The following is a 19,012-nucleotide window of genomic DNA, read 5'->3' as shown; positions in this document are numbered from 1 at the left end:
CAGGCTACCGACCGGGGCGTCGATGGTGGCCGGAAGTGCGGAGATTGGCGGCCGAATCCGCGGGGTTCTTCCGGTCGACGGCGAAGCGGTGTGGCGTGCGGGGAGCGGGATAATGGGGGTGGCACGAGGGGCGGACGAGAAGGAGTGCACATGGACCAGCGGGTAGTGGTGCGGGAGGCCGGCGACGGCGATGTCGAGGTGGCCGCCGGGCTGTTCCGGGGGTACCTCGACTTCTACCGGGTGGAGGTCGAGGACCCGGGGGCGCCGCGGGAGTTCCTCGCGGAGCGGATCCGCAAGGGCGAGTCGCTCGTGCTGCTCGCGGACGTCGACGCGGATGCCGGCGGGGCGGTGACCGTGGGGCTCGCGCAGGTGTACCGGACCTTCTCGTCGCTGGCGCTGCGCCCGGCCTGGGTGCTGAGCGACCTGTACGTCGCCCCGGACGGGCGGCGGACCGGGGCGGGCCGGGCCCTGCTGCGGGAGGTGCTGCGGCGGGCGCGGGAGGCCGGGGTGTCCGGGGTTCAGCTGGAGACGGCGTACGACAACCACGTCGCCCAGGGGCTGTACGAGGCCGAGGGCTTCGTGCGCGACGAGTTCCACATCTACGTCCACGACCTGGGCTGACCCGGAGCGGCGCGCGCCCGGGGTCCGGCCGGGACCCGATGGGGTCCCGGCCGGGCCCGAAGGGGCTCACTCCCTGACGTAGAGGCGGTGCATCACGGCCCATGCGGCGGCCGCGAGGGTCAGGCCCAGGGGCCACTGGACGAGCAGTGGCGGGGCGCTCGCGAGGAGGGCCGTCAGGCCGTAGGCACCGACCAGCGTGCCCAGCAGGGCCTGGAGGCCCTCCGGCAGGCGGCCCACCCGGACCAGCAGGTAGAGGACCACCGCGCAGGCCGGGAAGAGCCACGGGTACTCCCGCCCCGGCCCCTGGAAGAGCACCAGCTCGCGCAGGTCGGGGTACCAGTCGGCGGCGATCTCCTTGAGCGCCAGCCGGTGCGGTTCGGGCCAGCGCGAGGCGTACTGCGCCGACAGCTTCAGCGGCGCCGTCCAGCCGCTGAGGACCAGCAGCTGCCACATGAGCAGGACGAACGCCGCGCCCTGGCCGAAGGCCGAGAACGCCCCCAGACCCGCGACCGGCTGCTGCCGCACGGCCACCGGCCGGGGCCGCGGGGCGGGCGTGGGCGTCGGTGCGGGCGTGGGCCTCGGTGTCGGGGCCGGTGCCGGGGTGGGTTTCGGGGTCGGCGGCGGCGTGCCCCCGGCGGACTTCTGACGGTCCTCGTATTTCTCGCGCATCCGCCTGGTGAGATCGTCCACCATGGGTGTCCCTCCCTCCTCTTTCAGTGCCGGTGTTGCTGGCGGCGTCTGCGTTCCTGGTAGGCCCGCTTCTGGATGCGGGTGAGTTCGGCTTCGTCCTGCTTCCGGGCGGTGTACTCGCCGGGGTCGCTGCGCAGCGAGAGCTCGCCGCAGACCGGGCAGTCGGGCCGCCGCCCGGTGCGCAGCCAGATGCTCTGGAACGCGTGCTGGCCCGGTGCCTCGCCGAGCACGCGCGGGAAGAACCAGTGGTCGGGTTCCATCGCGAACAGGGCCATGGACAGGTCCTTTTGGAGCGGGGCGGTCAGGAACCCACCGACCCGGTCCGGTCCGCCGCTCGGGTGCAGCAGGGCCAGTACGACCTTCGCGGCGGCCGCGGTCAGGTGGTGGATGTCGGTGAGCAGCCCGGGTACGGCGAACAGGCGGCCGGTGCCGTAGTCCGTGCGCGGCTGGTGGCCCAGTTCGCCCAGGGACTCGCGGACCCCGCCGGTCGCGCACGACCAGCAGGGCGAACCGGGGGTGGTGAAGACGATCTCGCCGCCCGCGGCGCCGTCGTAGAGGCCGATGAAGACGGCCGGGCGGCGCAGGTAGTAGGAGAGGTGGTTGAGGCGCTGCTGCGCGTGGTTGTCGTCGGTGGCGGCGACGACGAGCTGGGCGTCGGAGATCCGCTGGTACCACTGGTGGTAGTCGAGGGCGCCGACGTCGCGCTTGATCACGGTGACCTTGAGCCGCGGGTTCACCTTGCGCAGCCGCCGGGCGGTGGCCTTGGCCTTGTTGCGGCCGATGTCGCGCACCCCGAACAACGAGCGGCCCAGGTTGGCGGGTTCGACCCGGTCGGGGTCGACCAGGGTGAGGTGGCCGACCCCGGAGCGGACCAGCACCTCGGCGAGGTAGCTGCCGACCGAGCCGACCCCGACCAGCACGACGTGGGCGTCCCTCAGCGCGGGCGAGAGCAGGCCCTGGGTCCGGGCGAAGAGACCGGCGCGCGCGGCCCGCCGCCGGCCGATCCCGACCCGGTAGACGAGCCGCCGCATCCGGCCCGGGGGCGGTGCGGAGGGGGTCAGGGGCGCGTCCGGGGAGAGCGGGGCGGGTGCGGGGGCGTCCGCGATCCGGGCGCCTTGGATCCGGGTGTCCTGGATCCGGGTGTCGGGCGTGCGCGGGCTCGGGGTGCGGGTGTCCGGCACGGGGAGCTCCCGGGTGGCGGACAGCGGCTCCGGACCGGGCCCGGACGCGGACGCGTGGCGGGCGGGCTGTCCCGCGCCGCCCTTGCCGCGGGGTCCGGGCGCGGGCGTACCGGCCCCCAGGGCCTCGCGCAGTCGGTCCTGCTCCGGGATCCGCGGGTCCCAGCCCAGCTCCCGCACGATCAGCTCGGGGTGCGGACCGTCCGCCCCCGCCTCCTCCAGCAGCAGGGGCGGGGCCACCGGGAAGTCGGCGGTGGCGAAGAGGTAGCGCCGGGCGCCGGAGCGGCCCGGGGGCAGGGGGACCCGTACCCCGGGCACCGTGCCCACCCGGGTGGTGAGCGGGAGGGAGTCGGACCAGGACAGCCCGGCGTGGCGGAGCGCGGCGGCCAGCGGCACGACCACCGGACGCATCGGCTCCAGGCGGACCCCGCGCTCGGTCCACATCGCACCGAAGAAGGAGATCCGGGCGGTGTCGGTGAACAGCTCGTGGCGCTCGCCCGGGGTGGTGAGGTCGTGGGTGACGATCGGCGCGATGTAGCGCCCGAGGTCGGGCACGGCCTCCAGGGTGCGCCCGTACTCCCGGTGGTCCTGCTGGGAGGGCCGGGGCATGCGCGCCGGGTGCGAGTGGATGATGCCCTTGAAGCGGATCGGGCCGGCCTCCTCCATCCGCCCTATCTCGTCCAGCAGCCACGCGGTGTTGCTGTACTCCACCCGGGTCACCTGGGCGCGCGCGTCGTGCACGAAGGCGGTGAGCACGTCGCGTCCGCGCAGCCCGAGCAGGGCGCCGCCCTGCTCGGGCCGGGTCCGCCCGATGTCCCGCCCCACCTGGTCGATCACATAGTCGAAGACATGTACGGGCAGCACGGCATCGGTCCCTACTGCTTGCGGTTGAACGGGAACGGGCGCCCCATGCGGACGAAGTCGACGCCGAGCGCCCAGGTCGCCGAACGGGCGTACGCCTCCTCCAGGGTGGGCTGGCCCGAGCCGGGGCGCTCGGACAGGCAGATCAGCCCGCTGTGGTAGAGGTGGAAGCCGTGCTGGTCGTGGCTGGGCAGCGACTCCAACTCCGGTTCGATCAGGCGGACCTGGTACTCGGTCCCGTCGAAGCGCGCGCACATCACGTAGCGGTGCTCGAACATCGTGCTGATCTCGTAGACCCACCCCTCGGCGCCGGGGGCGTCCTCGTAGTAGGTGTTGGCGGGCAACTTGCTCGCCACCACGCGGCGTTCGCGCTCCAGACGGCCCGCGTCGGTCCGGGCGGCGAAGGTGCTCTGCGGGACTCTGGAGAGCGGCGCGTCGTCCTGGCCGCCGGTGCCGAGGCGGACCTTGCCCTCGCGGTCGACGTACACCTCCTGCTGGGCCGCGCCCTTCTTGGACTGGCTGGCGAAGAAGCTGTCGCGGATCGCGTTCAGGTCGTACATGTCTGCCATGGTCCCCATCCCCTCCCTGGTGATTCGGTGGTGCGCCGTGCGTGATGTGGTGTGCGGCGTGCGCCGTGCCGCGCGGGTCCTCGCGCGGCACGGCCCACGGTTCAGGCCCGGGTGCGGGCTATCAGCTCGCGCAGCCGGACGGTCTGCGGGTGGTCCGGGCCGTACGCCGTCCAGTGGTCGGCGTACAGGGCCTCGAACTCGGCGGCCGCGCGCCGGGTCTCGCCGGCGGCGGCCAGCCAGTGGGCCTGGTCGTAGCGGATCTCCGAGAGCTTGGGGTCGGTGGCGGACAGGACCCCGGAGACGGCGGTGCGCAGTTCGAGCAGGTGCTGGGCGGCCGGGCGCGGATGGCCCGACTCGCCGATGTAGCGGGCGAGGTTGAGCGCGCACACGACGGCCAACTGGTCGTCGGCGCCCAGCACCTGACGGGCCCGCGCGGCCACCGGCGCGAGCAGCTCGGCGGCGGCCGCGGGGCGACCGGCCCGGGCCATGGCCTGGGCGAGGTGCAGGACGACCAGCCAGGTGCCCCGGTGGTCGGCGGGGAGGGAGGCGTGCGCGAAGTCCAGTACGTCGCGCAGCAGCCGCACCCGCTCGCCCACCGCGCCCTCCGGATCCCGCTCGGTGGCCTCCAGCACGGCGTTGCAGCGGGCCTCGACCTCCCGTGCGGGGTCGGCCGGGGGCCCGGGCGGCGGGCCGGGCGGCGGCGGGGTGGGCGGTGTGACGACGACGGTGGGATGCGGTACGACGGCCAGGCTGAGCCCGCGCAGCAGCCCGGCGACCTCGCGGGCGTCGGCGGGGCGCTCGCCGGGGTTCTTGGTGAGCAGCCGGGTGACCAGGTGGTCCACGGCGGGCGGCACCTCCGGGCGCAGGGAGCGGACGGAGGGGATCGGGGCCCGGCAGTGGAGGTTGACCAGCGTGCCGTAGTCGTCGGGGGCGGAGTAGGGCTGGCGCCCGGTGAGCATCTCGAAGAGCACGCAGCCGACGGCGTAGAGGTCGGTGGCCGGTCCGATGGGGTCCTGGAAGAAGCACTCGGGAGCCATGTACTCCGGGGTGCCGATGAGTTGGGCGTCACCGGTGACCCCGGCCGCGTACCCGAGCGCGCCGTAGGCCGTGTAGGTGCGGGCGATGCCGAAGTCCAGCAGGACCAGCGTGCCCGAGGCGCCCGGCTCGGCCGTCCGGGCCCCGCGGACCATGACGTTGGTCGGCTTGATGTCCCGGTGGACCAGGTCCCGCGCGTGCACCGGGACGAGCGCCTCGCACAGTTCGGCCGCCCAGCGCAGGGCGTGGTCCACCGCGAGCCGGCGGCCCTTGGGGAGGACGACGCGCAGGGTCTGGCCCTCGATGTACTGGGTGATCAGGTAGAGGTGCCAGAAACCGTCGATCCGGGCCTCGTCCACGTCGTGCACGCGGACGATCCGGGGGTCGTCGATGGCCGCGAGGATCTTCGCCTCGCGCAGGAAGCGGAGGGCCGGATGCGTGCCCCGATCGCCCACCCGGAGGAATTTGGCCACGACCGTTCGGTCGAGCCTTTGATCATGCGCTTTCCAGACTTCCGCCATGCCTCCTTGGAAACGCTCAAGCAGTGCGTACCGGTCCAGCACAAGGCGCCGCACGGGCGATGGGCCCGCCCCCCGAATACCCGACATGGGACAAGGGTGGCACTCACCCGGTCATCGGTTCAGCGTATTTCTGAAACATCTCTGAACCTCGTGTGGCTCTTTTGCGTCGCTACTTTGCATCGGCATAACACTCCACCACGGCTGTGGTGAAAGGAAAGCGAACCGGAGTCTCGCCGAAGGCGATCCGGCCGGCCCGGTCGCCCGCCGCGCGGATCGCCTCGGACACGGTCTCGGCCTCCTCGACCGGGCAGTGCACGATCACCTCGTCGTGCTGGAAGAAGACCAGCTCGGCGCGGAGGTGGGCGGTGGCCTGGCGCAGCGCGGCCAACATCAGCAGGGCCCAGTCGGCGGCGCTGCCCTGGACCACGAAGTTGCGCGTGAAGCGGCCGCGGGCCCGGGAGTCGGACGAGGCGTAGCCGGGGGTGAAGCCGTAGCCGCCGCCGGGGGCGGGGTCCGGGGCGCCGTCGTCGGAGTGCGCGCCCTCCTCCTGGGGCAGGCCCGCCTCCTCCTGGGCGCCGGCCCCCGCCGCGGGCGGGCAGGTGCGGCCCAGCCAGGTGCGGACCAGCCGGCCCTCCTCACCGGCGCGGGCGGCGTCGTCGACGTACGCCACGGCGCGGGGGAAGCGGCGGCGCAGTGCGGCGAGGTTCTTGAGGCCGTCGCCGGAGGTCTGCCCGTACACCGCGCCCAGGACGGCGATCTTGGCCATGTCGCGGTCGCCGGAGAAGCCCTGCCGGGAGATCGAGGTGTAGAGGTCCTCGGGGCGGCCGGCCACCTCCATCAGGCCCGGGTCGCGGGAGATCGCGGCCAGCACGCGGGGTTCCATCTGGTCGGCGTCCGCCACGACGAGCCGCCAGCCGGGGTCGGCGACGACCGCCCGGCGGATCACCTTGGGGATCTGCAGGGCGCCGCCGCCGTTGGTGACCCAGCGGCCGGTGACGGTGCCGCCGGGGACGTACTCGGGGCGGAAGCGGCCGTCGTGCACCCAGTCCTGGAGCCAGCCCCAGCCGTGGGCGGTGTAGATGCGGTACAGCTTCTTGTACTCCAGCAGCGGGGCGATGGCGGGGTGGTCGATCTCCTGGATCTCCCAGCGGCGGGTGGACTTCAGCTTGATCCCGGCGCGGGCGAAGGCCTTGATGACCTCGGCGGGCAGGTCGGGGCGGACCGGGTGGCCGAAGGCGGCGGAGATCTGCTCGGCCAGCTCGGCGAGGCGGCGCGGGGCCCCGCCGCCGCCGTAGCGCTCGCCGAGGAGGTCGGTGAGGAGCGCGCGGTGCACGTCCGCCCGCCAGGGCAGGCCCGCCCGGTTCATCTCGGCGGCGACGAGGAACCCGGCGGACTCGGCGGTGGTGAGCAGGTGCATGCGGTCGGGGTGGGCCGTGGCGCCGTGGCGGCGCATCTGGTCGGCGTAGACCGCGAGCAGGGCCTCGAGGGGGAGCGGGGCCGGGCGGGGGTCGAAGAGGGACGACTGGGTGCCGGGCTCGGCGGCGCGCTGCGGGGGGTCGGGCGGGACGGGGGCGTTCGTGAGGCGGGCCCATGCGGCGGCGGCGGAGCGGGGCTCGCCGAGGCGGCCCTCGTGGCCGAGGAGCAGCAGCTCGGCGTCCTCCACGTCGTAGCAGCGCTCCACGGTGACGCCCTCGGCGAGGAGGCGGGGGTAGACGGCCTGGGTGGAGCGCCAGATCCAGCGGGTGCCGGGTGGGGCGGAGCGGATCGCTTCCGCGGGGGTGGGGGTGGTGGTGCGGGGGGCTCGGCCGTGGTCGTGGCCGTCGGCCGGGGTGGCCTGCCAGTGGCCGTCCGGGGTTTCGGCCAACGCCCACCGGGCGGGGTGGTCGCTCATCGTTCGAGTGTTCCACCGGGGTCTGACATCCGGCTTCGGTGGCGGGGTGGTGTCGGCGGGGCGTTTCGGGCGGTGCGTTTCGGCGGGGTCGGGGGTGGTCAGGGCGGCGTCGCCGCGCCGGGGTGGGGTGTCTCCTCGGCTCGCGGGCTCGGGCCGGTCGGACACTGCGGCCAGCGGTGACCGCTCGTCCTTGCGGGGACACCCCACCCCGTCGCGACGCCGCCGCCCTGACGCGGGACCTCCGCGCGGGTCGCGGCCGGGACGGGGGCACGTGGGAGTGTCCCCGCAAGGACGAGCGGTCACCGCCGGGCGCAGTGTCCGACGGGGCCGCTGCCGCGAGCCGAGGAGACACTCGCGCGGGTCACCGGCCCGGCCGCGGCCCGCCCGCGCCGACCGTTTCCGCGCGGGGTCACCGGCCCGGCCGCGGCCCGCCCGCGCCGACCGTTTCCGCTCGGGGTCAGGCGGTGGCCGCGTAGGTCCGCAGGGCGTCTCTGGGCGGGGTGGGGAGGAGGGTGTGGAGGGGGCCCTGGTCGGGGGTGGAGAGGAAGTCCGCCGCGATGGCGGAGTAGGTGCCGATCAGCATCGGGACCTGGAAGGGGACCGAGCCGGGGCCCGAGAGGGCGGTGCGGGCCGCGGCCAGGGTGGAGGGGGCGTAGGTCGTGCCCGTCGCGGTGGCCAGGTCGGCGCCGCCGATCGAGCGGGCGCCGACCAGCTCGTAGGTCCGGCCCGCGTGCGCCCCGGGGTCGAGGGCGACCCGTACGGCCACGTCGGCCAGGTCCTCGCGGGCCACGGCGGCGACGGTGCCGGTGCCCAGCGGGGCGGTGATCCGGCCGTCGGGGCCGGGGGCGGCGAGGGCGGCCAGGAGTTCGGCGTACAGGCCGTTGCGCAGGACGGTCGCGGCGAGCGGGGAGTCGCGCAGGCGGCGTTCGGTCCAGCGGTGGGCGAGGGCGTAGGGGAGGTGGTCGCCCTGTGCCGTCAGGCTCGTGTAGACGACGTGGCGCACCCCCGCGCGTTCGGCCGCGCCGATCGCCGCCTCGTGGCGGGCGATGACCGTGTCGTCCTCGCCGTAGCCCGCCGAGATCAGCAGGAGGGTCTCGACCGAGGTGAAGTCGAGGGTGCGGGGGACGTCCAGGTCGATCTCGCGCTGGTTCGCGGTCGGCGTCCGGGTGCCGATCAGGGTCCGGGGGTGGTGCGCCAGCTTCTGCGCGATGAGGGAACCCAGGGCGCCCGAGGCGCCGGTGATTAACAGCATGGACTGGTCAACGAAGGGACGGGTCCGGGGGCACTCGGGAGGGGCGTGCCAAGCTGTTGGTGTGAAACATGTTGTCGACCGTGCCTTCGCCGCCGCCCTCTACGCCCAGGACGACACCGGGCTCGACACCGGCGCGTCGGTGCTGGCCGCCGCCGCGTGGGGCGAGGTGGGACAGGAACTGCTGGCGCGCGGCGAGGCGTTCGTGCGCCAGGCCTGGGAGCGCGGCTGGCAGCCCGCCGACGTGGTGCGGCTGGTGCGCCGGGACCTGGACGAGCGGCACGTGCGGCTCGTCGGGGACCTGATCGCCGGGGAGGCGCGGCGCTACGCCCGGCTGCCCGCGCGGTGGGGCGCCGCCGAGGCGTGGTGGGGAGCGGACTCCGGGTACGCGGAGCGGGTGGTCGCGCGGGAGAAGTGCGACCGGTTCTCGCTCGCCACCGCGGTGCTGGAAGTGCTGCGGGTGCTGGTGCGGCTGCCCTCGATCGAGCCGGTGGGGCCGCTGCCGGGGGATCCGGCCGGGGAGCTGGAGGCGCACGGGCACATAGAGCCGCGGATGCTCGGGCGGATCCGGGCGCTGTTGGCGAAGGCCGAGGCCACGACCTTCCCCGAGGAGGCGGAGGCGCTGAGCGCGAAGGCGCAGGAGCTGATGGCCCGGCACACCGTCGACGAGGCGTTGCTGGCCGTGCGCGGTGGCGGGTCCGGGCAGCTGCCGGGGGCCTGCCGGATCGGTGTGGAGCCGCCGTACGAGGAGGCCAAGGCGGTGCTGTTGGACGCGGTCGCGCGGGCCAACCGGTGCCAGGCCGTGTGGAACGCGTCCTTCGAGTTCTCCACGGTGGTGGGGTTCGAGGGCGATCTGGAGTCGGTGGAGCTCCTCTACACCTCGCTGCTCGTGCAGGGGACGGCGGCGATGACGCGCGCCGAGGCCGGCCAGCGGGCCGGTGGGCGCAAGCGCACCAAGACCTTCCGGCAGTCGTTCCTGCTGGCCTACGCGAGCCGGTTGGGCCAGCGGCTCGCGGAGACCGCCGAGCACACGGCCTCCGAGGCGCCCGACAACCTGCCCGCGCTGGTGGCCCGTGACGTGGCCGTCAGCTCCCGGGCCGAGGAGATGTTCCCGAAGACGACCACGACCCGGCTGCGCGGGGCCACCGACCTCGCCGGGTGGACCGACGGCACCGAGGCGGCCGACCGCGCCCACGTGGGGAACGCGGGGCGACCGGACCGGCAGGCGCTGCGGAAGTAGCGGGACCCGCCGGTCCGCCCCCGTGGTCAGCGCGGGGTGACCTCGGTCGAGGGGGTCTGGTCCTCGGCCCGCATGGCCTTGGCCTCGCTCTTGAGGATGCGGGCGGACTTGCCCAGCGAGCGGGCCATGTCGGGGAGCTTCTTCGAACCGAACACGAGGAGACAGACGACCAGGAGGACGACGAGGTGCCAGGGTTCCATGGCGTTCCTGAGCATGCGCGTACCCATCTTTCGGACGTGCGGTGACCGGTGTTGGACGGCCTTGGACCGCCTCATGGAAGCGCCACCGATCGGGTCCGTACAAATCTGAAGAAGTCCTGAAAGAAGCTACGCTCGCGGCATGAGCTGGCTCAGGGCCCTGAAGGACACCGCGCGAGCGGGACTGACGGTCGAGCGGACCCGGCTGGAGCCCCTCATCGCGGTCCGCGCGGGCGTCGGGCTGGCCCTCGTCGTCGGGCTGAGCCTGGCCTTCCTGGGGGCCGGTTCGGCCGCGAGTTCCGCCTTCGGCGCCTTCATGGCCGCCATCGCCTCCTTCCAGCGCAGCTGGCGCCCGCGGCCGGTGCTCGCGCTCGCCTCCGGGCTCACCCTCGCCGTCAGCACCTTCGTCGGCTACCTCGTCGGTTCCTCCCACACCCTGGCCTTCCTCCCCCTGTTGGCGGTGTGGACCTTCGCCTCCGGGATGCTCTGGGCGGCCGGTCCGACCGCCGGGGTGATCGCCTCCGGGAACGTGGCGATCATGCTGGTGACGGTCACCCTGCCCACCTCCGTGGCCCAGGCCGCCGGACACGCCGCGCTGATCGCCGCGGGCGGGGTGGTGCAGGCGCTGCTGATCGTGCTGTTCCCGGTGCGCCGCTGGGGGGCCCAGCGCGACGCGCTGGCGGACGCGCTCGCCGCCGAGGGCGACTACGCGCGGCGGCTGCGCCAGGACCCGGCCGCGCCCTTCGACCCCGCGCCGCTGATGACGGCCCGGGCCGCCGCCATCGTCACCCGGCGCCAGGCCCGCAGCCGCCCCGCCGAACTGCACGGGGCGCGGGGGCTCGCGGAGCGGATCCGGCCCGTGCTGGCCTCGCTCGCCGACCCGGCGGTGGGGGCTCCGGCCGAGGGGCCCGCCCGGGACCGGGTGCGGGAGCTGCTGGCCGCCGCCGGGTCCGTACTGGACGCCGCCGCGCGCGCCATCCGGCAGGGGGAGCCCGTCCGGCTGCCCGCGCCCGACCTGGCCGTCCTCAACTCGCCGGACACGCCCGATCTGCTCGACGGGGCGGCGCTGCGGGCCGCGCGCCGGCTCGCGGCCCTGCTGGCGGACGTGCTGGAGACCGCCGAGCCGGGGTCCGGGCGGACGGCGGACCCCGCGGAATCGATGCTGCGCCCCACCCTGCCGGGGCTGGTCCCGCTGGTGGCCAAGGCGGTACGGGCGGAGCTGCGGCCGGGATCGCCGATCCTGCGCCATGCGCTGCGCGTCGCCGCGGTCGCCTCGGCGGGCTACCTGATCGGGCACGCGCTGCCCTTCGGGCACGCCTACTGGGCGCCGATGGCCGCTGTCATGGTGATGCGGCCCGACTTCAGCCAGACCTACTCGCGCGCCGTCGCCCGCTTCGGCGGGACCCTCGTGGGGGTCGCGGTCGCCACCGGCATCGTCCAGCTCGCCCATCCCGGCATGTACCTCTCCGGGCTGCTGGCGGTGGTCAGCGCCTGCCTGATGTACGTCCTGATGCGCACGGGGTACGCCGTCTCCCAGGTGTTCGTGTCGGCGTACGTCGTCTTCCTGCTCGGCATGGGCGGGGTGCGCTGGGACCAGACGGTCCCCGACCGGGTCGCCCTGACGCTCGTCGGCGGGCTGCTCGCGATGGTGGCCTACGCGCTCTACCCGGCGTGGGAGACCCCGCGGCTGCGCACCCGGCTCGCCGACTGGGTCGCGGCCAGCGGGCGGTACGCGGCGGCCGTGCTCGGGCAGTACGCCGACCCGGCCGGCGCCCGGCGGGCGGACGTGCGCGAGGCGGTGCTGGCCTCCCGGGACGCCCGGATCGCCTGGCAGGAGGCCCTCTCGCGGGCCGCCGGGGAGCCGGTGCGGCACCGGGGGATCTCCCGCTCGGCCGCCGACGACGCGGCCGAGGCGCTGGCGGCGTTGGGGCGGCGCGCGATGCTCCTGGAGGCGCACCTGCCCGACCGCGACCGGGAGCCGGTACCGGGTGCGGCGGCGCTCGCGCGGGCCCTGCGGACGGCGACCGAGGAGGGCGCCCGGGCGGTGCGGGAGCGGCGGGTCCCGGAGTGGGAGGCGGTCCGGGGCGTGCTGGACGGGCCGGACGGACCGCCGCCCGGGGTGCTGCGCAACGCCGCCGAGCTGCTGTGGGAGTCGTTGGAGGAGGTCTCGGCGGCGCTCGGGGCGAAACCGGCCGTCCGGCTGTGATCAAAGGACCACGCCGCGTGCACGTGCATCTGCCCATGCAGCTGTTTCTGAACACAGCTATGATCCGGTGCAGTTGACATCTGCACTATCGGGGGCTTCCTGTGGACCACGCGTACAACGGGATGGCGGCCGCGGCACTCGTCGGGGTGATGTGGCAGAAGAGCAGGCACAGCAACTCGCAGGGGTCTTGCGTGGAGTTCGCCAAGCTGCCGGGAGGCAACGTGGCGGTACGGAACTCACGTCACCCGGACGGACCGGCGCTGGTCTACACGCCGGCCGAGATAGAGGCGCTGTTGCTGGGCGTCAAGGACGGGGAATTCGACCACCTCATCGCCTGACGGCGCGGGCCGCGGGCGGCAGGCACAGGGCGGCTGATCGAGCCATGCACGTGCACTGGCCGGGAACGATCGCAGTGATCGTTCCCGGTCAGTGTCGTGTGGAACGGCCGGTCCGCGACGGGTGCGCGCCCACCGGTGGGGTGGGCGCCGCGCCCCTGTCGCCGCGTCAGTCCTGGAGCATGAACAGGGCCCAGACCACCTTGCCGGTGAGCCGTCCCGCGAGCGGGTGCCAGCCCCAGCTGTCGCTGTAGGAGTCCACGAGGAACAGCCCGCGCCCCGACTCGGCGTCGAAGTTCTCCTCCGTCCGCTCCGGTGAGAAGCAGCCCCCGGGCCGGTCCTCGCTCGGGTCGCGCACGGCGCACACCAGCCGGGTGCTCCACCGCATCAAGTGCAGGCGGACCGGCGGGTCCTGCTCCCCGCGCGACCCCGTACAGCCGTGGGAATCCTCGGGAAGCGCGTGCCGCAGCGCGTTGGTGACGAGTTCGGAGACGACCAGGGAGACGTCGTCGAAGCGGCTGTCCAGTCCCCACCCCGACAGTGTCGAGCGGGTGAACGAACGGGCGCCGCGCACCGCCTCGTAGCGGGCGGGCAGAGCGCAGGAGGCGGACCCCGAGACAGCCGTGGGGTCGACCGGGGGAAGCCCCTGCCGTAACGGCTCTAGCACGGTCGATCCATTCGTCCCCATGCGAGGCACTCCCGGGATTCGCGGCCGGGCGGTGGCCCTGACCAGAAAGAACTGCGGGGTGGGTCTCGCGCCGGCGCGAAGAGCACGCAGGTGCGCGGGGACCATGCTTCCGAATGCGGATGTCAGATGCAAGGGCAGATGCACGTGCACGCGCCGGACCTGTCCGGTCCCGTCATGGTTCTTGCTCATTTCTTCCTACGCATACTTACGGACTTCTTTTCCGGGACGCAGGATTCCGTTACAGAACGAGTACGGGCCGATGCGTTTTGGTGGCAGACTGCGGCCCCTGGGGTACGGGGGCCCCGCGCACGCCAAGGCGAAGGGGAGGGCAGGACTAGTGACCGCAGAAGCAAGCGGTTCTGTGGTGCGCCGTATTCTCCTGGGCTCGCAGCTCAGGCGGCTCCGTGAATCCCGTGGGATCACCCGTGAGGCGGCCGGCTACTCGATCCGCGCGTCCGAGTCGAAGATCAGCCGCTTGGAGTTGGGAAGGGTGAGCTTCAAGGCGAGAGACGTAGAGGACCTCCTCACGCTCTACGGAGTCATGGACGGCACCGAGCGCGAGTCGCTCCTCGGGCTCGTCCGCGAGGCCAACGCGGCCGGCTGGTGGCACAGTTACGGCGACGTCCTGCCCGGGTGGTTCCAGACCTACATCGGCCTGGAGGGTGCCGCTTCCCTCATCCGCATCTACGAGGTCCAGTTCGTCCACGGCCTGCTCCAGACCGAGGCGTACGCCCACGCCGTCGTCAGTCGTGGCATGCCCACGGCCACCGCCGCCGAGATCGACCGACGGGTCGCGCTGCGCCTGGAGCGGCAGAAGGTCCTGGTCTCCGAGAACGCCCCCGTCTTCCACGCCGTCCTCGACGAGGCCGCCCTGCGTCGCCCGTACGGCGACCGGGACGTGATGCGCGGTCAGCTGGAGCACCTCATCGAGATCTCCCAGCGCCCGAACGTGCAGCTCCAGGTCATGCCCTTCTCCTTCGGCGGGCACGCGGGCGAGAGCGGCGCGTTCACGCTGCTGCGCTTCCCCGAGTCCGATCTGCAGGACATCGTCTATCTGGAACAGCTCACCAGCGCCCTCTACCTGGACAAGGAAGAGGAAGTGGGTCAGTACAGCCGGGCCATGGAACGGCTCCAGGGCGACTGCCCGGACCCGCGCCAGACCCGGGATCTTCTCCGGGGCCTGCTCCAACTGTCTTGATTCGCACGTACTATGACGACTGATCAGTCTCCGGTGCAGCGCAAGGGTGCGCGCTCGCAGTAAGGGATGGCATGTCCATATTCAGCGACTTGGCCCATCAGTACATCGACGGCGAGTGGCTGGCCGGTATGGGCTCGTGGGACATCATCGACGTGAACCCCTACAACGGGGAGAAGCTCGCGGCCATCACCGTGGCCACCGTCGAACAGGTCGACCGCGCCTACCGGGCGGCCGAGCGCGCGCAGGCCGAATGGGCCGCGACCAGCCCTTACTCCAGACGCGCCGTGCTGGAACGCGCCCTGCGGATCACCGAGGAGCGCGAGCCGGAGATCGTCGAGGCGATGATCGACGAGCTGGGCGGGACCCGGCCCAAGGCCGAGTACGAGGTCCACCTGGCCAAGGAGTTCATCCGGGAGGCCATCCAGCTCTCCGTCCGCCCCGAGGGCCGCATCCTGCCCTCGCCGGTGGCGGGCAAGGAGAACAGGGTCCAGCGGCTGCCCGTCGGCGTGATAGCCGTCATCAGCCCCTTCAACTTCCCCTTCCTGGTCACCATGAAGTCGGTCGCGCCCGCGCTGGCGCTCGGCAACGCCGTGGTGATCAAGCCGAACCAGAACGCGCCGGTCGTCGGCGGCGGTGTGATCGCGAAGATCTTCGAGGAGGCGGGGCTCCCCGCCGGGCTGCTGAACGTCCTCGTCACCGACATCGCCGAAATAGGGGACGCGATCCTCACCCACCCGGTGCCCAAGGTGATCTCCTTCGCGGGCTCCGACCGGGTCGGCCGGCACGTCGGCGCCGTCGCCGCCCGCCACTTCAAGCGGACCGTCCTGGAGCTGAGCGGCAACAGCGCGCTGGTCGTCCTCGACGACGCCGACCTCGACTACGCGGTGGACGCGGCCGTCTTCAGCCGCTTCGTCTACCAGGGCCAGGTCTGCATGGCCGCGAACCGGATCCTCGTGGACCGCTCGGTCGCCCCCGAGTTCACCGAGAAGTTCGTCGCGAAGGTGCGCTCCCTGAACACGGGCGACCCGCACGACCCCGAGACCCACATCGGTCCCCTGATCAACTCCTTCCAGGCGGACGCGCTCACCGCGCTCGTGGACCGGGCCGTCGCTTCGGGGGCGCGGGCACTGGTGCGCGGTTCTACGCGCGGCAACCTGGTCGAACCGACCGTGCTGGCGGACCTGCCCGAGGACTCCCCGCTCCTGGGCCAGGAGATCTTCGGTCCGGTGGCCCTGCTGGTCGTCTTCGACGGCGAGGAGGAGGGCGTACGGCTGGCCAACGCGACCCCGTACGGCCTCAGCGGCGCCGTCCACACGCGGGACGTCGAGCGCGGCGTGCGCTTCGCCCAGCGGATCGAGACGGGCATGATCCACGTGAACGACTCCACCATCGGGGACGAGCCGCTGGCCGCCTTCGGCGGCGAGAAGGCCTCGGGTCTGGGTCGGCTGAACGGTGAGGCGACGGTGGAGGCCTTCACCACGCAGAAGTGGATCTCGGTCCAACACGGGCGGACCCACTTCCCCTTCTAGGACAGCAACTGACCTAGTTGGTCCCTAGATTGTTCCTTGTCGAAGAGCCCCACAGACAAGAGGCGGTCGTTCAGCATGGTCACCCACGTTCCCGCGGAAGCACACGGCGACGAGCGCAGCGCGCTCCTGTCCTTCATCGAGGCCCAGCGCGGCGGGCTGCGGCGATCGGTCCTCGGCCTCACGGACGAGCAGGCCGCGAGCCGCCCCAGCGCGAGCGAGCTGTCCCTGTCCGGGCTGCTCAAGCACGTGTCCGAGACCGAGCTGGGCTGGCTGCGGATGGCCCAGCAGCAGCCGAACGAGAAGCAGCGCGACGAGACGACCTGGGCGGACAGCTTCCGACTCGTCGGCGACGAATCGGTGGCCGCGGTCCTGGAGTTCTGGGACGGGGTGGTGGTCGAGCTGGAGAAGTTCGTCCGCGACGTGCCGAGCCTGGACGACACCTTCCCGCTGCCGGACCAGCCCTGGTTCCCCAAGGAGGGCCGGGTCTCGATGCGCTGGCTGCTCCTGCACCTGATCGAGGAGCACGCCCGGCACGCGGGGCACGCCGACGTCATCCGCGAGTCCCTCGACGGCAAGACAGCCTTCGAGCTGGTGGCCCAGGCCCGGACCGAAGCCCAGGCCTAGGCGGTTCCCTCCAGATCGCGCCGGGCCTCGCCCTGCCTCCGGGGGCGGCGGCCCGGGCGTACGGGCGCTACGCCGCCAGGTCGTGGGTCAGGCGGGCCGTGACGCGGCGGTGCAGGGCCAGGGTGGTCGCCGCCGTGAGCAGCCCGGCCGTGAGGGCGAGCAGCCACAGGGCGGCCGGTCCGGCGCCCTCGTAGAGGGTGACGCCCAGGGTGAGCGCGGCGAAGCGGGCCACGCCCCAGGTCCAGCCGAAGGCGCCCTGGTAGCGGCCGCGGGCGTCCGCCGGGGCGAGGTTGGCGACGACGGAGGCCGCGATGCCGGCCACGACCACCTCGCCCAGCGACCAGACGGCCACCGACACCGTGTAGCCGACGATGCCGTCGGCGAGCCCGGTCAGCGCCACGCCCACGGCGATCAGCGCGCTGCCCGCCGCCTGCACGGGCAGCTGGGGCAGCCGGGAGAGCAGGCCGGAGGCGAAGGGCTGCAGCGCGACCACCAGGATCGCGTTGACGGCCGCGGTGGCCCCGTAGGCGGCGGGGGAGAGCCCGCTGTCGCGCATGGCCAGCGGCAGCGCCACCTCGGTCAGCGAGTACACGAAGAGCTGCACCCCGAAGAGCGGGAGCAGGGCGAGCAGCAGCCGGTCGCGCAGCACCACCCCGTAGCCGAGCCCGGCCCCGGCCTCCGCGGCCTTGGGGGCGCGCAGCGGCTCGCGCAGCCGGGTCGCCACCACCGCGGCGTAGACCAGCAGGGTCCCGGCGTCGACCGCGAAGAGCAGCCAGTAGCCGTGGGCGGCGAGGAACCCGCCCAGCACCCCGGCGACCGCGGTGCCGATGTTGACCCCCCAGCCGAAGAGGGCGTAGGCGCGCTGTCGGCGCTCCGGGTCCACGGTGTCGGCCATCAGCGCGTAGGCGGCGGGGCTGACGGTCGCCGAGGCGGCGCTCAGCAGCAGGGCCGCCGCGGCCATCGTCAGGGCGCCCGGGGCCAGGAACAGCGCCCCCTGCGCGGCCGCGGCGCCGAGCAGCCCGGTCAGCATGGTGGGCCGGCGGCCGATCCGGTCGGCGAGGAAGCCGCCGAGGACCGGACCGAGCAGGTTGCCGGCGCCGAGCGCGCCGAGGACGTAGGCGGCTTCGGACCCCGTCACCCCGCGGTCGGCCAGCAGGAACACGAGGAAGGGCGTGACCAGGTGACCGAGCCGGTTGACGATCGTTCCGGCGAAGACGGTCCAGACGGTGGGCGGGAGTCCGCGGAAGGTGGAGGGCATGCGAGGAGCGTGCGCCCCTGCCCCCGCCCGCCGTATTGATTAAGCTCAGGCCGAATCCACCGGGCGCGTGGCCCGGTGGTCCCGGACGGCCGGGGACGGCCGCGGATACGGAGGCGGGGCTGTGGAGTCGGAGCTGAGCTTCTCGACGGCGGACCTGGCGCAGACCCGCTTCGCGGTCTCCCCGATGTGGGAGGTCGTCACCAGCTTCCGGCTGCTGGCCGGTGCGGCCGATCCGGTGCCGCACCGCCGCTGGGCCGAGCAGGTGCGCCCCCGGCTGGAGTGCGCGGGCCTGGACCGCGGTTGGCTGGCCGAGCTGGTCCCGGCCCGCGGCTACCTCGCGGACTTCCTCAACCCGACCCCGGCCGGTCCCTTCCCGGAGCTGGCCGCGGAGCTGACGATGATCCGGGACACCGCCCCCGAGCGGGTACGGGCGGACCTCGCCCGGCTGCGGGCCGAGCGCCCCGGGCCCGCGGGCGCGGGGGCGGCCCGGCTGCGGCTGCTGGAGGAGGCGCCCGGGGCCGCGCTGGAGAAGGTCGCGGCCGAGATCGAGACCTACTGGGAGCTGGCGATCGCGCCCTACTGGGCCAGGATCCGGCAGCTGCTGGAGGCCGACGTCTTCCACCGGGCGCGCCAGGTGGCCGAGTACGGCTCCGCGTACGTGCTGAACGAGCTGCACGAGTCGGTCACGTGGGACGAGGGCACGCTGCGCCTGGTGCGCAGGCACTGCTCGGTGACCCGGGACCACGCGGGCGCGGGGATGCTGCTGGTGCCCTCGGCCTTCGCCTGGCCGCGGGTGCTGACCCGCTCGGTGGTGCCGGAGCCGCCCCAACTGGCCTACCCGGCGCGCGGGATCGGCACGCTGTGGGAGCCCCGCACCCCGGGGGCCGCCGGGGAGGCCGTCGCCGCGGTGCTGGGCCGCTCCCGGGCGCTGCTGCTCGCCGAGCTGGACACCCCGGCCTCCACGACCGACCTGGCCGCCCGGTGCGCGCTGTCCGCGCCCGCGGTCTCGCAGCACCTGACCGCGCTGCGGGGGGCCGGGCTGGTCACCGCGCACCGGGCCGGTCGTTCGGTGCTGTACGCCCGTACCGCGGTCGCGGACGCGCTGCTCGCACCGGCCTAGAG

17 protein-coding genes are annotated in these 19,012 nt (G+C 73.7%); 8 read left to right on the top strand and 9 right to left on the bottom strand.

From position 1 onward, the window contains the following. Positions 1–150 precede the first annotated feature (150 nt). Positions 151–621 carry a GNAT family N-acetyltransferase gene (locus ACFWAR_RS20300; RefSeq protein ID WP_385779012.1) on the top strand — a complete coding sequence of 157 codons (471 nt, stop codon included), beginning with the start codon at positions 151–153 and terminating at the stop codon, positions 619–621. Between the two features lie 66 nt (positions 622–687). Here ACFWAR_RS20300 and ACFWAR_RS20295 read toward each other — a convergent pair whose 3' ends face one another. From ACFWAR_RS20295 to ACFWAR_RS20270, 6 genes are all read right to left on the bottom strand, one after another. Then, the gene (locus tag ACFWAR_RS20295) at positions 688–1,314 is read right to left on the bottom strand and encodes a hypothetical protein (RefSeq protein WP_385779010.1); all 627 of its coding nucleotides are present in this window, start codon (positions 1,312–1,314) and stop codon (positions 688–690) included. A gap of 20 nt (positions 1,315–1,334) precedes the next feature. Next, positions 1,335–3,353: a ThiF family adenylyltransferase gene (locus ACFWAR_RS20290; RefSeq protein ID WP_385779008.1), complete on the bottom strand. Its 2,019-nt coding sequence runs from the start codon at positions 3,351–3,353 to the stop codon at positions 1,335–1,337. Positions 3,354–3,364: 11 nt separating this feature from the next. Beyond that, on the bottom strand, positions 3,365–3,919 hold the full coding sequence (locus ACFWAR_RS20285; protein WP_385779006.1) for a hypothetical protein: 555 nt from the start codon (positions 3,917–3,919) through the stop codon (positions 3,365–3,367). A gap of 101 nt (positions 3,920–4,020) precedes the next feature. Further along, the gene (locus ACFWAR_RS20280) at positions 4,021–5,475 is read right to left on the bottom strand and encodes a protein kinase (protein WP_385779004.1); all 1,455 of its coding nucleotides are present in this window, start codon (positions 5,473–5,475) and stop codon (positions 4,021–4,023) included. A 169-nt stretch (positions 5,476–5,644) separates the two neighbouring features. Then, positions 5,645–7,366: a bifunctional 3'-5' exonuclease/DNA polymerase gene (locus ACFWAR_RS20275; protein ID WP_385779002.1), complete on the bottom strand. Its 1,722-nt coding sequence runs from the start codon at positions 7,364–7,366 to the stop codon at positions 5,645–5,647. A gap of 457 nt (positions 7,367–7,823) precedes the next feature. Continuing rightward, a complete protein-coding gene (locus tag ACFWAR_RS20270; protein WP_385779000.1) occupies positions 7,824–8,618 on the bottom strand; it encodes an NmrA family transcriptional regulator in 795 nt (264 codons plus the stop codon). 61 nt (positions 8,619–8,679) lie between these two features. On the opposite strand from ACFWAR_RS20270, the gene ACFWAR_RS20265 reads away from it, so the two are divergent. After that, positions 8,680–9,855 (top strand): DUF2786 domain-containing protein, encoded by a 1,176-nt coding sequence (locus ACFWAR_RS20265; RefSeq protein ID WP_385778998.1) that lies wholly within the window; start codon positions 8,680–8,682, stop codon positions 9,853–9,855. A gap of 26 nt (positions 9,856–9,881) precedes the next feature. On the opposite strand, the gene tatA is transcribed toward ACFWAR_RS20265, so the two are convergent. Then, positions 9,882–10,070 carry a Sec-independent protein translocase subunit TatA gene (gene tatA / locus ACFWAR_RS20260; protein WP_385778996.1) on the bottom strand — a complete coding sequence of 63 codons (189 nt, stop codon included), beginning with the start codon at positions 10,068–10,070 and terminating at the stop codon, positions 9,882–9,884. A 124-nt stretch (positions 10,071–10,194) separates the two neighbouring features. Here tatA and ACFWAR_RS20255 point away from each other — a divergent pair, with 124 nt between their 5' ends. Both ACFWAR_RS20255 and ACFWAR_RS20250 read left to right on the top strand, forming a co-directional pair. Then, positions 10,195–12,258: an FUSC family protein gene (locus ACFWAR_RS20255; protein WP_385778994.1), complete on the top strand. Its 2,064-nt coding sequence runs from the start codon at positions 10,195–10,197 to the stop codon at positions 12,256–12,258. 101 nt (positions 12,259–12,359) lie between these two features. Further along, positions 12,360–12,596: a DUF397 domain-containing protein gene (locus tag ACFWAR_RS20250; RefSeq protein ID WP_283461268.1), complete on the top strand. Its 237-nt coding sequence runs from the start codon at positions 12,360–12,362 to the stop codon at positions 12,594–12,596. A 166-nt stretch (positions 12,597–12,762) separates the two neighbouring features. Here ACFWAR_RS20250 and ACFWAR_RS20245 read toward each other — a convergent pair whose 3' ends face one another. Beyond that, the gene (locus ACFWAR_RS20245) at positions 12,763–13,281 is read right to left on the bottom strand and encodes an ATP-binding protein (protein WP_385778992.1); all 519 of its coding nucleotides are present in this window, start codon (positions 13,279–13,281) and stop codon (positions 12,763–12,765) included. A 361-nt stretch (positions 13,282–13,642) separates the two neighbouring features. Here ACFWAR_RS20245 and ACFWAR_RS20240 point away from each other — a divergent pair, with 361 nt between their 5' ends. The 3 genes from ACFWAR_RS20240 (at position 13,643) to ACFWAR_RS20230 (ending at position 16,632) form a co-directional block, all read left to right on the top strand. Continuing rightward, positions 13,643–14,479: a helix-turn-helix transcriptional regulator gene (locus ACFWAR_RS20240; protein WP_354380780.1), complete on the top strand. Its 837-nt coding sequence runs from the start codon at positions 13,643–13,645 to the stop codon at positions 14,477–14,479. Positions 14,480–14,550: 71 nt separating this feature from the next. Continuing rightward, positions 14,551–16,008 (top strand): aldehyde dehydrogenase family protein, encoded by a 1,458-nt coding sequence (locus ACFWAR_RS20235; protein ID WP_385778990.1) that lies wholly within the window; start codon positions 14,551–14,553, stop codon positions 16,006–16,008. 75 nt (positions 16,009–16,083) lie between these two features. Beyond that, entirely contained in the window at positions 16,084–16,632 is a 549-nt protein-coding gene (locus tag ACFWAR_RS20230) for a DinB family protein (protein WP_385778988.1), read from the top strand. Between the two features lie 67 nt (positions 16,633–16,699). Here ACFWAR_RS20230 and ACFWAR_RS20225 read toward each other — a convergent pair whose 3' ends face one another. Next, positions 16,700–17,890, bottom strand: a complete 1,191-nt coding sequence (locus tag ACFWAR_RS20225) for an MFS transporter (RefSeq protein WP_385778986.1) — start codon at positions 17,888–17,890, stop codon at positions 16,700–16,702. A gap of 121 nt (positions 17,891–18,011) precedes the next feature. Between ACFWAR_RS20225 and ACFWAR_RS20220 the strand changes: the two genes are divergently transcribed. After that, complete coding sequence (locus ACFWAR_RS20220) at positions 18,012–19,010, top strand: DUF5937 family protein (protein ID WP_385778984.1); 999 nt, start codon at positions 18,012–18,014, stop codon at positions 19,008–19,010. The last annotated feature ends 2 nt before the right edge of the window (positions 19,011–19,012 follow it).

The organism is Streptomyces sp. NPDC059917 (genome assembly GCF_042730635.1).
Taxonomy (GTDB): domain Bacteria; phylum Actinomycetota; class Actinomycetes; order Streptomycetales; family Streptomycetaceae; genus Streptomyces.
Note: the sequence above shows the minus strand (reverse complement) of the source record. Positions and strands in the feature narration are given on the sequence as shown.

Bases quoted from the DNA above. Each gene is read 5' to 3' on its own strand.
- ACFWAR_RS20300 (WP_385779012.1), top strand. From the start codon at position 151: ATGGACCAGCGGGTAGTGGTGCGGGAGGCCGGCGACGGCGATGTCGAG.
- ACFWAR_RS20295 (WP_385779010.1), bottom strand. From the start codon at position 1,314: ATGGTGGACGATCTCACCAGGCGGATGCGCGAGAAATACGAGGACCGT.
- ACFWAR_RS20285 (WP_385779006.1), bottom strand. From the start codon at position 3,919: ATGGCAGACATGTACGACCTGAACGCGATCCGCGACAGCTTCTTCGCC.
- ACFWAR_RS20280 (WP_385779004.1), bottom strand. From the start codon at position 5,475: ATGGCGGAAGTCTGGAAAGCGCATGATCAAAGGCTCGACCGAACGGTC.
- ACFWAR_RS20275 (WP_385779002.1), bottom strand. From the start codon at position 7,366: ATGAGCGACCACCCCGCCCGGTGGGCGTTGGCCGAAACCCCGGACGGC.
- ACFWAR_RS20270 (WP_385779000.1), bottom strand. From the start codon at position 8,618: ATGCTGTTAATCACCGGCGCCTCGGGCGCCCTGGGTTCCCTCATCGCG.
- tatA (WP_385778996.1), bottom strand. From the start codon at position 10,070: ATGCTCAGGAACGCCATGGAACCCTGGCACCTCGTCGTCCTCCTGGTC.
- ACFWAR_RS20255 (WP_385778994.1), top strand. From the start codon at position 10,195: ATGAGCTGGCTCAGGGCCCTGAAGGACACCGCGCGAGCGGGACTGACG.
- ACFWAR_RS20245 (WP_385778992.1), bottom strand. From the start codon at position 13,281: ATGGGGACGAATGGATCGACCGTGCTAGAGCCGTTACGGCAGGGGCTT.
- ACFWAR_RS20235 (WP_385778990.1), top strand. From the start codon at position 14,551: ATGTCCATATTCAGCGACTTGGCCCATCAGTACATCGACGGCGAGTGG.
- ACFWAR_RS20230 (WP_385778988.1), top strand. From the start codon at position 16,084: ATGGTCACCCACGTTCCCGCGGAAGCACACGGCGACGAGCGCAGCGCG.
- ACFWAR_RS20225 (WP_385778986.1), bottom strand. From the start codon at position 17,890: ATGCCCTCCACCTTCCGCGGACTCCCGCCCACCGTCTGGACCGTCTTC.